The 15564-nt window shown below is 33.4% G+C and carries 15 protein-coding genes and 3 rRNA genes; 16 read left to right on the top strand and 2 right to left on the bottom strand.

The features are described from left to right. The 3 genes from LJD34_RS03515 to rrf form a co-directional block, all read left to right on the top strand. Positions 1-480 (top strand): 16S ribosomal RNA (locus tag LJD34_RS03515); the annotation flags it as partial. Positions 481-689: 209 nt separating this feature from the next. Next, positions 690-3590: ribosomal RNA gene (locus tag LJD34_RS03510) — 23S ribosomal RNA — on the top strand. A 74-nt stretch (positions 3591-3664) separates the two neighbouring features. Beyond that, positions 3665-3772 (top strand): 5S ribosomal RNA (rrf, locus tag LJD34_RS03505). 58 nt (positions 3773-3830) lie between these two features. Here the strand turns inward: rrf and LJD34_RS03500 are convergent. Continuing rightward, positions 3831-4508, bottom strand: coding sequence for a YjjG family noncanonical pyrimidine nucleotidase (locus LJD34_RS03500; RefSeq protein WP_227359186.1), 678 nt, complete (start codon positions 4506-4508; stop codon positions 3831-3833). 179 nt (positions 4509-4687) lie between these two features. Here LJD34_RS03500 and LJD34_RS03495 point away from each other — a divergent pair, with 179 nt between their 5' ends. The 13 genes from LJD34_RS03495 (at position 4688) to LJD34_RS03435 (ending at position 14423) form a co-directional block, all read left to right on the top strand. Beyond that, positions 4688-6169 (top strand): DNA methylase, encoded by a 1482-nt coding sequence (locus tag LJD34_RS03495; protein WP_227359185.1) that lies wholly within the window; start codon positions 4688-4690, stop codon positions 6167-6169. After that, positions 6169-6576 carry a YolD-like family protein gene (locus LJD34_RS03490; RefSeq protein ID WP_032089767.1) on the top strand — a complete coding sequence of 136 codons (408 nt, stop codon included), beginning with the start codon at positions 6169-6171 and terminating at the stop codon, positions 6574-6576. The genes LJD34_RS03495 and LJD34_RS03490 overlap by 1 nt, the downstream gene beginning before the upstream one ends. A gap of 63 nt (positions 6577-6639) precedes the next feature. Continuing rightward, entirely contained in the window at positions 6640-6912 is a 273-nt protein-coding gene (locus LJD34_RS03485; RefSeq protein ID WP_032089768.1) for a DUF2624 family protein, read from the top strand. Between the two features lie 73 nt (positions 6913-6985). Further along, a complete protein-coding gene (locus tag LJD34_RS03480) occupies positions 6986-7603 on the top strand; it encodes a LiaF transmembrane domain-containing protein (protein ID WP_227359184.1) in 618 nt (205 codons plus the stop codon). 14 nt (positions 7604-7617) lie between these two features. Then, a complete protein-coding gene (locus LJD34_RS03475) occupies positions 7618-8820 on the top strand; it encodes a class I SAM-dependent rRNA methyltransferase (protein ID WP_227359183.1) in 1203 nt (400 codons plus the stop codon). Between the two features lie 99 nt (positions 8821-8919). Continuing rightward, on the top strand, positions 8920-9168 hold the full coding sequence (locus tag LJD34_RS03470; RefSeq protein WP_022002329.1) for a helix-turn-helix transcriptional regulator: 249 nt from the start codon (positions 8920-8922) through the stop codon (positions 9166-9168). A gap of 184 nt (positions 9169-9352) precedes the next feature. After that, complete coding sequence (locus tag LJD34_RS03465) at positions 9353-10711, top strand: MATE family efflux transporter (RefSeq protein ID WP_175301455.1); 1359 nt, start codon at positions 9353-9355, stop codon at positions 10709-10711. 78 nt (positions 10712-10789) lie between these two features. Then, positions 10790-11398 (top strand): helix-turn-helix domain-containing protein, encoded by a 609-nt coding sequence (locus tag LJD34_RS03460; RefSeq protein ID WP_227359182.1) that lies wholly within the window; start codon positions 10790-10792, stop codon positions 11396-11398. Positions 11399-11442: 44 nt separating this feature from the next. Next, positions 11443-11841, top strand: a complete 399-nt coding sequence (locus tag LJD34_RS03455; protein ID WP_117827202.1) for a C-GCAxxG-C-C family protein — start codon at positions 11443-11445, stop codon at positions 11839-11841. Beyond that, entirely contained in the window at positions 11834-12325 is a 492-nt protein-coding gene (locus LJD34_RS03450) for an HD domain-containing protein (protein WP_032089774.1), read from the top strand. Before LJD34_RS03455 ends, LJD34_RS03450 begins: the two co-directional genes overlap by 8 nt. A gap of 130 nt (positions 12326-12455) precedes the next feature. Next, a complete protein-coding gene (locus LJD34_RS03445) occupies positions 12456-13271 on the top strand; it encodes a Cof-type HAD-IIB family hydrolase (protein ID WP_227359181.1) in 816 nt (271 codons plus the stop codon). 28 nt (positions 13272-13299) lie between these two features. Further along, positions 13300-13803 carry a GNAT family N-acetyltransferase gene (locus LJD34_RS03440; RefSeq protein WP_147580588.1) on the top strand — a complete coding sequence of 168 codons (504 nt, stop codon included), beginning with the start codon at positions 13300-13302 and terminating at the stop codon, positions 13801-13803. After that, positions 13800-14423: a pentapeptide repeat-containing protein gene (locus LJD34_RS03435; RefSeq protein ID WP_227359180.1), complete on the top strand. Its 624-nt coding sequence runs from the start codon at positions 13800-13802 to the stop codon at positions 14421-14423. The genes LJD34_RS03440 and LJD34_RS03435 overlap by 4 nt, the downstream gene beginning before the upstream one ends. Before the next feature lie 24 nt (positions 14424-14447). Here LJD34_RS03435 and LJD34_RS03430 read toward each other — a convergent pair whose 3' ends face one another. Then, entirely contained in the window at positions 14448-15464 is a 1017-nt protein-coding gene (locus LJD34_RS03430; protein WP_227359179.1) for a M42 family metallopeptidase, read from the bottom strand. Positions 15465-15564: the final 100 nt, after the last annotated feature.

The raw sequence follows: 15564 nt of genomic DNA, 5'->3' as shown, positions 1-15564 counted from the left end.
TCGTCAGCTCGTGTCGTGAGATGTTGGGTTAAGTCCCGCAACGAGCGCAACCCCTGTTGCCAGTTGCCAGCATTAAGTTGGGGACTCTGGCGAGACTGCCGGTGACAAGCCGGAGGAAGGCGGGGATGACGTCAAATCATCATGCCCCTTATGACCTGGGCTACACACGTGCTACAATGGACAGAGCAGAGGGAAGCGAAGCCGCGAGGTGGAGCGAAACCCATAAAACTGTTCTCAGTTCGGACTGCAGTCTGCAACTCGACTGCACGAAGATGGAATCGCTAGTAATCGCGAATCAGCATGTCGCGGTGAATACGTTCTCGGGCCTTGTACACACCGCCCGTCACACCATGAGAGTCGGTAACACCCGAAGCCGGTGGCCTAACCGCAAGGAAGGAGCTGTCTAAGGTGGGACTGATGATTGGGGTGAAGTCGTAACAAGGTATCCCTACGGGAACGTGGGGATGGATCACCTCCTTTCTAGGGAGAGAAAGTTGTGCTTTCTTGTTTGGTTTTGAATGTCTTAGACATTCAAGAGGACATTGAAAACTGGATAGTAGTAAAAAAAATGCGAAAACGATAAAGAAGAGATTAGACATTAAAGAAAAGGTCTAGTACGAAAAGTCGAAAGTAACTAAGATTTTACAGCAAGTGTAAACGAAAAAAAGTTCAAGCAAGCAAACCTAGAAGGTAAAGCAAGAAAGGGCGTATGGGGAATGCCTAGGCACACTCCGGCGAAGAAGGACGCAGCAAACAGCGAAATGCGACGGTGAGCGGTAAGCACGTGAAGAGCCGTCGATATCCGAATGGGGGAACCCACACGGAGTCATATCCGTGTATCACATGTCGAATACATAGACATGATGAGGCGAGACGCAGGGAACTGAAACATCTAAGTACCTGCAGGAAGAGAAAATAAGAATGATTTTCTGAGTAGCGGCGAGCGAAAGGGAAAGAGCCCAAACCGATCTTAGGATCGGGGTAGTAGGATCATCGATAAATCTGACAGAGGATCATAGAGGAATCACATGGGAAGGTGAGCGAGAGAGGGTGAGAGCCCCGTACTCGAAATGAGAGACTGGAGAGAGATGACACCTGAGTAGGGCGGGACACGAGAAATCCTGTCTGAATCAGCCGGGACCATCCGGCAAGGCTAAATACGAGAGAGTGACCGATAGTGAACCAGTACCGTGAGGGAAAGGTGAAAAGAACCCCGGGAGGGGAGTGAAAGAGAACCTGAAACCATATGCCTACAAGAAGTCAGAGCCCGTTAAAGGGTGATGGCGTGCCTTTTGTAGAATGAACCGGCGAGTTACTGTATGGAGCGAGGTTAAGCAGGATATGCGGAGCCGAAGCGAAAGCGAGTCTTAAGAGGGCGAGAGTTGCATGCAGTAGACCCGAAACCGGGTGATCTAGCCATGACCAGGTTGAAGTTGGGGTAAAACCCGATGGAGGACCGAACCGACCCCCGTTGAAACGTTGGCGGATGAGTTGTGGCTAGGGGTGAAATTCCAATCGAACCCGGAGATAGCTGGTTCTCCCCGAAATAGCTTTAGGGCTAGCGTCGAGGTAAGTTGCGTGAAGGTAGAGCACTGAATATGTGATGGCCCCATCTCGGGGTACTGAGCATAATCAAACTGCGAATGTCACGCCAACATGCTCGGCAGTCAGACAGCGGGTGATAAGGTCCGTTGTCAAGAGGGAAACAGCCCAGACCATCAGCTAAGGTCCCAAAATGTATGCTAAGTGGAAAAGGATGTGGAGATGTACAGACAACTAGGAGGTTGGCTCAGAAGCAGCCATCCTTTAAAGAGTGCGTAACAGCTCACTAGTCGAATGACTCTGCGCCGATAATTTACCGGGGCTAAGCATACTACCGAAGCTATGGATCCCAAGGGATGGTAGGGGAGCGTTCCATGAACGGAGAAGTACGACCGAAAGGACGTGTGGAGATCATGGAAGAGAGAATGCCGGTGTGAGTAGCGGAACGTGGGTGAGAATCCCACGCACCGAAAACCCAAGGTTTCCAGAGGAAGGTTCGTCCGCTCTGGGTAAGTCGGGACCTAAGGCGAGGCCGAAAGGCGTAGTCGATGGACAACAGGTAGAGATTCCTGTACCCGTATATATGTGAAGGAATGACGGAGAGAGGAAGCTGCAGCCAGCGGCTGGAAGAGCTGGTGCAAGCGAGATATCGGGATGGCAGGCAAATCCACCATCCGAAACGAGAAGGCGTGAAGCGTACGGAAAGCTACGGCGAGTACGGAAGGCAGTGGAGGAACTTCCAAGAAAAGTTTCTAACGTTAAGTATATATGGCCCGTACCGAAAATGGACACACATGGGTGAGGAGAGAATCCTAAGGTGAGCGAGAGAACTATAGCTAAGGAACTCTGCAAAATGACTCCGTAACTTAGGGAGAAGGAGTGCTCATAGAGATATGAGCCGCAGTGAAACGGCCCAAGCGACTGTTTACCAAAAACACAGCTCTCTGCTAAGCCGCAAGGCGAAGTATAGGGGGTGACGCCTGCCCGGTGCTGGAAGGTTAAGGGGAGGGGTTAACGCAAGTGAAGCCCTGAACTGAAGCCCCAGTAAACGGCGGCCGTAACTATAACGGTCCTAAGGTAGCGAAATTCCTTGTCAGGTAAGTTCTGACCCGCACGAAAGGCGTAACGATTTGGGCGCTGTCTCAGCTGTAGACTCGGTGAAGTCTTAGTACCTGTGAAGATGCAGGTTACCCGCGACTAGACGGAAAGACCCCATGGAGCTTCACTGCAGGTTGATATTGGGATTTGATGCAGCATGTACAGGATAGGTAGGAGGCAAAGAGATGGATACGCCAGTATTCAAGGAGCCGCTGTTGGGATACTACCCCTGTTGTATTGGATTTCTAACCGGACGACGTAGAGCCGTTGACGGGACAGTGTCAGTCGGGCAGTTTGACTGGGGCGGTCGCCTCCCAAAGAGTAACGGAGGCGCCCAAAGATACCCTCAGCTTGGATGGAAACCAAGCGCAGAGTGCAAAGGCAAAAGGGTGTTTGACTGCGAGACCCACAAGTCGAGCAGGGACGAAAGTCGGGCTTAGTGATCCGGCGGTGCTGAATGGAAAGGCCGTCGCTCAACGGATAAAAGCTACCCTGGGGATAACAGGCTGATCTCCCCCAAGAGTTCACATCGACGGGGAGGTTTGGCACCTCGATGTCGGCTCATCGCATCCTGGAGCTGAAGTCGGTTCCAAGGGTTGGGCTGTTCGCCCATTAAAGCGGTACGCGAGCTGGGTTCAGAACGTCGTGAGACAGTTCGGTCCCTATCTGTCGTGGGCGCAGGAAATTTGAGAAGAGCTGTCCTCAGTACGAGAGGACCGGGATGGACGCATCAATGGTGGACCAGTTGTCACGCCAGTGGCATAGCTGGGTAGCTAAATGCGGAAGGGATAAACGCTGAAGGCATCTAAGTGTGAAACCCACTTCAAGATGAGATTTCCCATTGCGCAAGCAAGTAAGACCCCTTAAAGACGATAAGGTAGATAGGTCAGGAGTGTAAGCATGGTGACATGTTAAGCGGACTGATACTAATAGGTCGAGGGCTTGACCGAAAAGGCAAGCGAGCTTGAAAGAAGAAAAACTACTGTCTGGTTTTGAGTGTCCTGAAGACACTTGACAAGAAGAATCTGGTAATGATAGCATGATGGACACACCTGTACCCATTCCGAACACAGAAGTTAAGCATCATCGCGGCGAAGATAGTACATTGTGCGAAAATAGCTCGTTGCCAGTTCCTTCTTTTTTTTTATGTTTTTTTATTCATCAAAAAAGGTTCTCCTGTATGAGAACCCTTATAACATATTTTCTAATTCTTTCAAATCATGGATAATATAATCAATTTTTATGGATGCTTTATCATGTTGTGGATTATACCAACATGTATCAATTTGTGCATTTATACCGCCTTGCATATCACTTGTAAGAGAATCACCGATAATAAGTGCTTTATCTTTATCAAAGTGTTCAATATGTCTAAAACAGTAATCAAAAAACTCAATTTTAGGTTTTTGGTATCCAATTTCTTCAGATATAAAAATATCTTTAAAATATTTATTTAAATCTAATAACTTTAATCGATTATATTGTGTACTAGCCACGCCATTTGTCACAACATAAAGATCATATTTTTTAGAAAGATATTCTAATATTTCAATGGCATGTTTAATCAAATACGTACCATGCCCTAAATTCCATTGATATTCATCTTCAAATGCAACACCATCTTCATTAATTCCAAGTTTATTAAATAATTTAACAAAACGCGTATAAACTACTGTTTTTTTATCAATTAATCCTAATTCAAAATCTTTCCATAATTTTGAATTTATTTCTTCATAAATTTCAAATATTTCTGATGTTAATTCTAAATGATGATCACTAAATGTTTTATGCATAGCATAGTCTTCAGCTTTTTTAAAATCAAGTAAAGTACCATCTATATCAAATAAAAGTGTTTTATATTCTTTCATAAATTCCTCCTAGGTCTTTATTATATAGAAAAGTTTAAAAAAATAAATAAAAAAGTGTATACACCATAAATAATCAGTTAAATATTATTTATAAAATAACTTATTACTTTTTTTGAATTTTTGTTATATATTTAGATAAGATATTTTACTATATTTTTATGAAAGAAAGGAGATGCAAAATGGGCATTTTTTTAGCGATAGATCTTAAATCATTTTATGCTTCTGTCGAATGTATTGAAAAAGGTTATGATCCTTTAGATACAAATCTTGTTGTTGCTGATGCTAGCAGGACAGAAAAAACAATTTGTCTAGCTGTTTCTCCTTCTTTAAAGAAATATGGTATTTCAGGTAGAGCAAGATTATTTGAAGTAATCCAAATCATTAACAAAGAAAATAATAAAAGGTTAAAAGAAAGTCATTATTTTAATGGTGAATCATGCTTAGAAAGTAAACTACAAAAAAATAAACATTTAAAAATAGCTTATGAAATAGCAACTCCAAGAATGTCCCATTATATGAAGTGGAGCCAAGAAATATATAAAATTTATCTTAAATATGTTTCTCCTGAAGACATTCATGTTTATTCAATTGATGAAGTTTTTATGGATATAACACATTATACTCACATTTATCAAAAAACACCTAAAGAGTTAGCTTCCCAAATTTTAAGTGATATTTATGAAACAACAGGCCTTATAGCGACAGCAGGAATTGGTACGAATTTATATTTATGTAAAGTCGCAATGGATATAGTTGCTAAGCATATAAACAAAGATGATAATGGGCAACGTATTGCCTTACTTAATGAAGAAAGATATCGAAAGTATTTATGGAATCATCGTCCAATCACTGATTTTTGGCGAGTAGGGAAAGGATATGCTAAAAAATTAGAAAAAGAAGGACTTTATACAATGGGAGATATCGCAAAATGTTCACAAGGTGCAGAGAATGAATATTATAATGAAAAACTTCTTTATGATTTATTTGGTGTTAATGCTGAGTTACTTATTGACCATGCATGGGGTTATGAATCATGTACAATGAAAGATATTAAAAATTATAAACCCGAAAGAAATAGTATTGGAACAGGTCAGGTATTAAGCCGTCCTTATAATTTTGAAAAAACAAAATTGATTGTTAAAGAAATGTTAGATTTGTTAGCACTTGATTTAGTAGAAAAAGGATTAGTAACCAATCAAATTGTTTTAACGATTGGTTATGATAAAGATAATGAATATCATGGAGAAATGATGATTGATCGTTATAATCGAAAGATTCCTAAACATGCACATGGAACAATCAATTTAGAGCGTTATACTTCATCATCAAAATTGATAATTAAAGAAGTAATAAAGAAATTTGATGAAATAGTAAATAGGAATTTATTGGTTAAAAGAATCAATATTTCAGCATCCAATGTTTTATATGAAGATAAAGTAAAAGATATGATTTATCATCAACAATTGAATTTATTTACAAATCATCAAAATATAAATCAAAAATATGAAAAAGAAGCTTTAGAAAAAGAAAAGAATTTACAAAAAGCAACTCTTAAAATCAAACAAAAATATGGTAAAAATGCAATTCTTAAAGGAATGAATTTAGAAGAAGGAGCAACAACAAGAGAAAGAAATGAAATTATAGGGGGACATAAAGCGTAATGGCCACAATCAAAAATATTCATGATTATAGTGATATCATAAATCTTCCTTATAAAAAATCTAAAAAGTATAAACATATGTCTCAAAAAAATCGTGCAGCACAGTTTGCTCCTTTTGCTGCTCTTACAGGACATAAACAACTTATTCAAGAAACCCAAAGGCTAACAGAAGATAAAAAGGAGCTTGATGAAAATAAAAAAAGTATTTTAAATCAAAAATTACTTTATTTTATAGAAACTAAAGAAAAGATAAAAATTACTTACTTCAAAAAAGATCAAAAAAAATCAGGTGGAGATTATTTGACGACCATTCAAAGAATAAAAAAGATAGATTCAATTTATCAAACAATTACTCTTCAAAATGGTCAAATTATTAAAATGGAAGACATTTATGAAATCGAACAATAGGTCATATTCGTTGAATCCCTTATTTATTAGAGATATAATATTTGTAAGAAAGAAGGGGTGAATATGAAGGATATGAACGCATTAAATCATAAGTTACAAACCATGACAAGAAAGGAGTTAGGGGCAATTTGTAAATCACATAATTGTAAAATCAATGATGATAATTTATCGATTGCTTTACATTTGATGAAGAATAATCCTTCATCAATCCTAATCGAAGAATATCAAATTATATTTCTTATTGAATTAAAGAAAGAAACTTCTAAAGAAATATCAGATGAATTCGAAGATATCTTAAAACATGATTTCATTCATGAAATCGAATTACTTCATTAATAGCACATAAGTGCTATTTTTGTTTAATCAAAATGCTATTTATATGCTATAATGATGAATTGAGGAGAAATTTATGAAAAAAATTGAAAATACCGTTATAGGCCTTATTTTGATCATTATTGGAGTTATTATCGGACTAAATGCTTTTCATATTACAAATATAGATTTATTCTTTGATGGATGGTGGACATTATTTATTATTGTTCCTTGTTTTTTTGGTTTATTTAAAGATCAAGATAAAACAGGAAACATCATAGGTTTGATTGTAGGTATCTATTTATTGCTTTATTGTCAAGGATTAATAAATTTTCAATTTGCATGGAAATTAGTGGTTCCTGTTATCTTTGTATTAATAGGATTGAAAATGATTTTTAAAGATACTTTTAATAAAAAGAAACCTCGTCAAAATATTTATGATAATCAGTTATATACAGGTGGAAATTATGATGTTACTTTTAATGGATTGATATTAGATTTATCAAAGGCTTATTTAAATGAGAAAACGAACATTACGATTTCAACTTTGTTTGGTGGGGTTGATTTATATTTGCCAGATGATGTAAATATTCAAATACAATCATCTAATTTTTTAGGTGGTGTCGATCTTCATAAAAGAGAAAATAAAATAGAAAATACAAAAGTTATTTATCTTAATGCACGTTGTATTTTTGGTGGTATAAATATTAAATAAAAGGAGTCAATAGAATGGAAAGAAATTATCCAGAAATTATTATTTCAGATGAAGGTGTTACTTGGCTTGATAAAGGTCAAATGTGGATGTATAAAAATAATTTAGAACAATGTGATCCTCAAATAAAAAATGGTGAACTTGTTGATATTGTTACAAATAAAGGAAGATATTTAGGAACAGGTTTTATTTCTTTAAAAAGTCATATTACGGTACGTATTTTATCTAAAGATAGAAAAGAAATAATTGATCGTGAATTTTTTAAAAAGAGAATTCAACAAGCTTATGATTTTAGAAAAACTGTTGAAGGAGATAATTTATCTAATTGTCGTTTAATTTTTGGAGAAGCTGATTTATTACCTGGACTTGTGATAGATCGTTATAATGATATTTTAGTAAGTCAAATCAGTTCTTATGGTTTAGAACAAATTAAAGATATGATTTATGAAATTGTTTTAGATGTCTTAAAAGCAGATGGAGAAGAAGTTAAAGGTATTTATGAAAGAAATGATATCCAAATTAGAACTAAAGAAGGTTTAGAACAATATAAAGGCTATTATAAAAATAAAGATTTACCTACACAAACAATTATTAATGAAAATGGTTTATTATTACACGTAGATGTTGAAAATGGACAAAAAACAGGATATTTTTTAGATCAAAAATCAAATCGTTATTTACTTAGAAAAATTGCTCATGGAAAACGTGTCGTTGACTGTTTTAGTCATACAGGTGGTTTTGCCTTAAATGCTGCTATGGGAAATGCTAGTCATGTTGTTTCTGTTGATGTTTCTAAAACAGCATTAGATCAAGGCTATCAAAATGCTAAACTTAATCATTTAGAAGAAAAAATTGATTTTGTACAAGCAGATGTCTTTGATTATTTAGATGAATTAAAAGAAAATGAATTTGATATAATTGTTTTAGATCCACCAGCATTTACGAAATCAAGAAGAACTGTTCAAAAAGCTTATAATGGTTATAAAAGAATCAATAAACAAGCAATGAAAGTTTTAAAAAATGGAGGATATCTTATTACATGTAGTTGTTCACGTTTTATGGAAACAGCTAATTTTGAAAAAATGTTAAGAGAAGCTGCAAGTGAAGCAGGCGTTGTTTTAAAACAAGTTTCTGTTACTCAACAAAATGCAGATCATCCTATTTTATGGACAATGGAAGAAACATCTTATTTAAAATTCTATATTTTCCAAATTATTTAAGAGTTAGATTTTTTCTGACTCTTTTCTAAATTATTTCCTTGGAAATAATTTATTGCAACAAAATAACAGAAAGAATATAATACATATTGGGTGAAAAAGATGGATAAAAGTACAAATGCGGTTGCTTATGCACCGGGATATTATATTCGAGATATACTTACAACTTTAAATATCTCTTATAACGATTTTGCACAAAAGATGGATATGAATCTAGATGAAGTGACACAACTTATTTTAGGGGAATGTGAACTTAATGAAGAAATTGCTAAAAAATTAGAAGCATTCTTTCATGTGGAGGCATCACGTTGGCTTACTTTAGAAAAGCAATATCGTATGACAAAGAAATGATTTCATTTCTTTTTTCTTTGTCAAAATATGCTTTATAAGCATAATATTATCTACAATAAAAGTATTGGAATAATAAAAATAAAGAAGATAAAATATCACTATACATTTAAGTTATAGTAGATTGCACAATTATTATTGTACATCTTGAATTAAAAGAAATAGAATAGTAAACAGGAGGGATAATATGAAGAAAAAGAAAACATTTGATATGTTAAATGGTTCTATTTGGAACAAGCTCATACTTTTTGCTTTACCATTAGCAGCAAGTAGTATTTTACAACAATTATTTAATGCAGCAGATGTTGCTGTTGTCGGAAGTTTTGCAGGAAGCGGGGCATTAGCTGCCGTTGGAGCAAATGGTCCAATCATTAATTTACTTGTTAACTCATTTGTAGGGTTATCAATAGGTGCTAATGTTGTTATTGCATCATTTATAGGACAAAATGATGAAAAGAGAACATCACTTGCAGCACATACTTCAATTTTAATGTCGGTGATTATTGGAATTGTTTTATTGTTTGTAGGATTCTTTTTCGCAAGACCTATTTTAGAGTTGATGTCAACACCAGATGATATTATTAATCTTGCAGAAGTATATTTAAAAATTTATTTTATTGGGGTTCCTTTTGTCATGCTCTATAACTTTGCTGCAGCTGTTTTAAGAAGTAAAGGAGATACTCAAAGACCACTTATTGCATTATTTATTGGTGGAGTCATTAACATTATTTTAAATTTATTCTTTGTTGTTGTTTTACATATGTCTGTAGAAGGAGTAGCTATTGGAACTGTTGTTTCTAATATCTTTAGTTCTATGATGTTACTTTATTGGTTAATGCATGAAACAGATGCTTTAAGAATTGATTTAAAAGAATTAAAAATTAATGGAAGAATTTTAAAAAGAATTGCGAAAATTGGGGTTCCAGCTGGTTTACAAGGTATGGTTTTCTCTATTTCAAATGTTTGCATTCAATCATCATTAAATGCTTTAGGATCAGATGCTATTGCAGCCAGTTCAGCAGCTTTAAACTATGAATATTTTGCTTATTATATATTAAGTTCATTTGCTCAAGCTGCGGTTACATTTATTGGACAAAATTATAGCGCTAAAAAATATGACCGTTGTAAAAAGATTACACTTCAATCTTTCTTATTAGGGGGTGCAACAACAATGGTTGCTTGTATGATATTTGTAATCTTTGATCATTTCTTTATTAGTTTCTTTACATCAGATGCTTCAGTAGCTAGTTTAGCTTATACAAGAATGAAAATTATTTTACCATTCCAATTCCTTAACATGTCAATTGAAGTTTTCTCAAGTGTAATGAGAGGTGTTGGTTATTCAAGTGTTCCAGCAGGTATTTGTGTTGCGGGAATTTGTGGAGTAAGACTTGCTTACTTATATACAATTTATCCATCAATTGCCTCATACGATCATTTATTAATCATTTATCCAATTAGTTGGTTTGTTACTGTATTAGCACTAGCACTTGTTTATTTCATTCATGTACGCCCAAAAGTTTATCATCATCAAGCAGCCAATTAAGGCTGTTTTTCTTATCTCTACGATGCGTTTGTTTACATTTTGTATGAATATACATAAAATGCAAGTGAGGTGAAAGTTATGAATCAAGAAAAAATAGGAAGTTTTATTGCTCAAAGAAGAAAAGATAAAAAGCTTACACAAGCTAAACTTGCAAGCTATTTAGGAATTAGTGATCGGACAATTTCTAAATGGGAAAGAGGAAAGGGTCTACCAGATCCTATGTATATGTTAGAACTCTGTCAAATATTAGATATTTCAGTCAATGAGCTGTTAACGGGAGAATTTATCGAAGAAAGAAATTATCAACAAAAAGCAGAAGATAATTTATTAATGATGGCCAATCAAGAAGTAAAACAAACAAAGAAAATGTTCTTTTATGAAAATGTTATTGGCATTGGTTCAACGAGTATCTTTTTGATTTTAATTTTTATGTCTGCTTATTTTGTTGAAAACAGTGTATTAAAAGTCATCTTGTTTATCTTAAGCTTTATCTTTTTGATTATTGGTGTATCAATTGCTTTAAAAATAGAAACAGAAGAAGGCTATTATGAATGTCAAAAGTGTCATCATAAATATATTCCAAGCTATCAACAAGTTTATTTTGCAATGCATTATGGAAGAACAAGATATATGAAATGTCCACATTGTCAAAAAAGAAGTTGGCAAAAAAAGATTTATTCAAAATAAAAATTCGTTATAATAAAGATATAAAAAGAAAAGGAATTTGAAAGATGAATAAACATATAGAAAAAGCAAAAGAATTAAGAAATGCTACACCCATGGTTCATAATTGTGCACAAACAATTATGGAAGTTTATGCCGATGATTTAGGAATCAATAAAGAACTTGCTAATCATTTGGGATGTAACTTTGGTGGTGGTATGAAATGTGGGAGCGTCTGTGGTGCTATTACCAGTGGTTTAATGATTTTAGGAGCAAAAGGAATTGATTCACCAGCAAAAGTGAACCAATTTATCAAAACAATTTCTAATAATCATCATGGACTTATTAATTGTGCAGATTTACTTAAAGAAAATGCAAAGAATGGTGGACAAAAGAAACCTCATTGTGATGGGATGATTCAAGAAGTAATCGAACTTATTGATCAAATGGAGAAAGAAAATGATTGAAGAAATTGAACAAGGCATGATTTTATATACTCAAGGAAATAAAATCAAACATGATGTTGCCCATTTTTTAAAAGTGCATCAATATGCACGTATTATTGGAAAATTAGAGCATTTAGAAAAAAGAGAACAAGAAATACTCGAAGTAGCTGCTATTGTTCATGATATAGCTTGTCCAATGTGTCGTGAAAAATATGGAAATTCTGCAGGATATTTACAAGAACAAGAAGGACCAGTTTTAGTAAAAGATTTCTTAAAAAATTATTCTTTAGATGAAGCTTTTATTGAACGTGTGGCTTATTTAGTAGGACATCATCATACGTATAAAGATGTAGATGGTTTAGATTATCAAATTTTATTAGAAGCTGACTTTTTAGTAAATGGTGATGAATCGAATTTCACTAAAGAAGCTATCGAAAAAATGAAAAAGAATGTTTTTAAAACAAAAACAGGAATAGAACTATTAAATCATATTTTTGAATTATAAAATATGTTATAATGAAAGTCCTTGGCAGGGGCGTGAAAAAGCAATGTGAAAACATTGTTTTTTCTTTTTAAGAAATAATTTTGTTTTTTATAAAGGCTTTGTTATAATAGTCGCAAAGGTAGGTAGAAAAATGTATAAATTAATAGCATTAGATTTAGATGGAACATTAACAGATAAAAACAAAAATATTTTAGAAGAAACAAAGCAAGAACTTATTAAATTAGCACAAAAAGGTGTTATTATTGTTTTAGCTTCTGGAAGACCAACAGCTGGTATCTTTAAAGAAGCAAAAGAATTAACTTTAGATCAAGTAGGAGGATATTTATTATCTTTCAATGGAGCAAGAGTTTTAGATTATAAAACAAATGAAGTTGTTTATGAACAAACATTATCAAGTGAAGTTGCTCATGAAATGTATGATCGTGCCAAAGTATTTGGTTTATCACCACTTACATATAACGCTACTGAAATCATTACAGAAGATATTGGAGATCATTGGATTCAATTAGAAAGTTTCACAACAAAAATGAATATTAAACATGTTCAAGATTTTAAAAAAGAAGTGAACTTTGATGTCAATAAAGTATTGATCACTGGAGAACCTGCGTATGTGGCTCAAATTTTAGATGAATTCAAAGCTCCATATGAAGGAAAGATGTCTATTTATAGAAGTGATCCTTATTTTATTGAATGTATGGCAAATGGAATTGATAAAGCTGCTTCTTTAGATGTTTTATGTAAGAAATTAGGAATTAAACAAGAAGAAACAATTGCTTTTGGTGATGGTTATAATGATTTATCATTAATTGAATATTGTGGATATGGTGTTGCTATGGAAAATGCTGTAGATGAAGTAAAAGAAAGAGCAAACTACATTACTTTATCTAACAACGATAATGGAATTGCTTATTGTTTAAAACAATTAGAAGAAAAAGGACTTATTTAAACTCTTAAGAAATTAAGAGTTTTTTAAAATGATAAAAAAACAAATCGCTTTTCATAGCACAGAAATAGAAGAAGTATACACCCTTTATCAACAAGCATTTCCAAAAAATGAACAAATGGATTTAACTCGATTATTTGATGAATTACATTTAGGCGCTATTTATGGTTATTATCAAGAAAATCAACTTGTAGGTTTTGCTATTTTATGTATTCAAAGTCAAATAGCGCATATTTTATATCTTGCTGTAAAAAAAGAATATCGTGATCAAGGTATAGGAAGCTATATTCTTAATGATCTAGCAAAACAATATGATTCTAAAAAGATTATTGTAGATATTGAAAAAATTAAAGATACTTCTAATAAAGAACAAAGAATAAAAAGAAAACAATTTTATTTAAAAAATGATTTTAAAGAAACAGATGTCTTTTATGCTTGGCAAGGAGAAGATTATGTTATTTTAAGTAAAAATGGAATTGTTCAAAAAAAAGAATTTTGGAATTTTTGGGATTCCTTAAAGAAGGAGAAAAAATGAAGTTAGTTGCACCTAAACTATCCTATATAGAAAAAACAAGTTTTGAAGAATGTTTAAAAAAAATGAAATTTCAAGATGTTCATATTGATCAAAATATTCAACAAAGAACAATTATTCAAGATTTAACTTTTGATGGTTGTCTTTTTGAAAATATTGATTTTACTAAAGTTTCATTAAAGCATCTTGATTTAATAGATGTTACTTTTGATAAATGTGATCTATCAAATCAAAATTTTGATCATCAATATTTAAATCGTGTACAATTTAAAAACTGTAAATTAACAGGAACTTCTTTTATTGAAACAAATTTAAAAGATGTTTTATTTGATCATTGTCAGGGACGTTATAGTAATTTATCATCAAGTCAATTGTTCAATGTTATGTTTGATCATTGTGATTTACAAGAAGCATCATTTTATGATGCAAACTTTAAAAAAATACAATTTAATGAAACAAATTTAATACAAAGTGAACTTGCTTCATTACATCATAAAGGATTAGATTTATCTACATGTCAAATACAAGGGGCAATGTTTGATCTAGCAAGTTTAAAAGGATTGATTATTAATGATTTTCAAGCTGTAGATTTAATAGGGATCCTTGGTGTTAAAGTAAAATAAAAATGTTGTCATTTGGCAACATTTTTATGCTATATAAGCAAGTAATAATTTTAAAGTATTTTCTACAGCTTGAAGATGTGTTCTTTCCATACCATGACTAGCTGCTACACCTGGGCCAATTAAAGCGCCTTTAATATTTTGACCACCACGTAAAGCGGCTGAAACATCACTGCTGTAATAAGGATAAATATCAATAGCGTATTGTAACTGATGCGTACTTGCAAGTTCAATGAGTTTAGAAGTTAAATCATAATCATAAGGTCCACTACCATCTTTAGCACAAATACTGACATCATATTCACTACAAGCTAAATCTTCACCAATACATCCCATATCTACAGCAATCAATTCATCAATATCAGGATGAATATAACTACTTCCGTGTCCTACTTCTTCATAAGTAGAAATAATAATAATGAGATTATGTCTGGGTTTAATATGATTATTAGCTAAATGCTTAAGTATTCCAAATAAAATAGCGACAGACATTTTATCATCTAAAAAACGTGATTTAATAAAACCAGATGCTGTAATTTCAGTTTTAGGATCATAAGCAATATAATCACCATTTTGAATACCTAAAGCTTGTACATCTTCTTTATTTTTAACTACTTCATCAATTCTTACATGCATATTTTCACAATCTCTCGGTGCACTTTTAGCATCTTTATAAACATGAACAGCAGGATAATTAGAAAGAATTGTTCCTGTATAACATTTACCACTTCTTGTATGAATACGACAATATTCACCATCCAATGTAGGAATAATTGGCCCACCAACATTTGTAAAAGCTAATGTGCCATCACTTTTAATACTTCTAACCATTAATCCTAAAGTATCCACATGACCACAAAATCCTACTGTATAATCATCTTGACCTTCAACATAAATTTCTAGATTTCCTTTATTTGTTTGATGCGTATGAAATCCTAAATTCTCAGCTTCTTTTTGACAATGGTGAATGACTTCTTTGGTATATCCAGAAGGACTATCAATTGCCATGATTTCTTTTAAAAAGTTTATGATATAATCATTCATTTTACTACCTCCTAAAGGTATTATATCATAATAAATTGTACTTGATTTTATACAATTTGATTGACAAGTATGTTGGACTTTGTTATTCTTGAAAAGACAA

Origin of the sequence: Faecalibacillus sp. MSK20_93 (assembly GCF_020589945.1) — a bacterium.
Taxonomy (GTDB): Bacteria; Bacillota_I; Bacilli_A; order Erysipelotrichales; family Coprobacillaceae; genus Faecalibacillus; species Faecalibacillus intestinalis.
Note: the sequence above shows the minus strand (reverse complement) of the source record. Positions and strands in the feature narration are given on the sequence as shown.

What these genes read in the sequence shown, in the direction of transcription:
- LJD34_RS03455 (WP_117827202.1), top strand. Translation starts at nt 11,443, where the DNA reads ATGAATAAACATATAGAAAAAGCAAAAGAATTAAGAAATGCTACACCC.
- LJD34_RS03435 (WP_227359180.1), top strand. Translation starts at nt 13,800, where the DNA reads ATGAAGTTAGTTGCACCTAAACTATCCTATATAGAAAAAACAAGTTTT.
- LJD34_RS03465 (WP_175301455.1), top strand. Translation starts at nt 9,353, where the DNA reads ATGAAGAAAAAGAAAACATTTGATATGTTAAATGGTTCTATTTGGAAC.
- LJD34_RS03440 (WP_147580588.1), top strand. Translation starts at nt 13,300, where the DNA reads ATGATAAAAAAACAAATCGCTTTTCATAGCACAGAAATAGAAGAAGTA.
- LJD34_RS03475 (WP_227359183.1), top strand. Translation starts at nt 7,618, where the DNA reads ATGGAAAGAAATTATCCAGAAATTATTATTTCAGATGAAGGTGTTACT.
- LJD34_RS03490 (WP_032089767.1), top strand. Translation starts at nt 6,169, where the DNA reads ATGGCCACAATCAAAAATATTCATGATTATAGTGATATCATAAATCTT.
- LJD34_RS03450 (WP_032089774.1), top strand. Translation starts at nt 11,834, where the DNA reads ATGATTGAAGAAATTGAACAAGGCATGATTTTATATACTCAAGGAAAT.
- LJD34_RS03480 (WP_227359184.1), top strand. Translation starts at nt 6,986, where the DNA reads ATGAAAAAAATTGAAAATACCGTTATAGGCCTTATTTTGATCATTATT.
- LJD34_RS03485 (WP_032089768.1), top strand. Translation starts at nt 6,640, where the DNA reads ATGAAGGATATGAACGCATTAAATCATAAGTTACAAACCATGACAAGA.
- LJD34_RS03470 (WP_022002329.1), top strand. Translation starts at nt 8,920, where the DNA reads ATGGATAAAAGTACAAATGCGGTTGCTTATGCACCGGGATATTATATT.
- LJD34_RS03460 (WP_227359182.1), top strand. Translation starts at nt 10,790, where the DNA reads ATGAATCAAGAAAAAATAGGAAGTTTTATTGCTCAAAGAAGAAAAGAT.
- LJD34_RS03500 (WP_227359186.1), bottom strand. Translation starts at nt 4,508, where the DNA reads ATGAAAGAATATAAAACACTTTTATTTGATATAGATGGTACTTTACTT.
- LJD34_RS03430 (WP_227359179.1), bottom strand. Translation starts at nt 15,464, where the DNA reads ATGAATGATTATATCATAAACTTTTTAAAAGAAATCATGGCAATTGAT.
- LJD34_RS03445 (WP_227359181.1), top strand. Translation starts at nt 12,456, where the DNA reads ATGTATAAATTAATAGCATTAGATTTAGATGGAACATTAACAGATAAA.
- LJD34_RS03495 (WP_227359185.1), top strand. Translation starts at nt 4,688, where the DNA reads ATGGGCATTTTTTTAGCGATAGATCTTAAATCATTTTATGCTTCTGTC.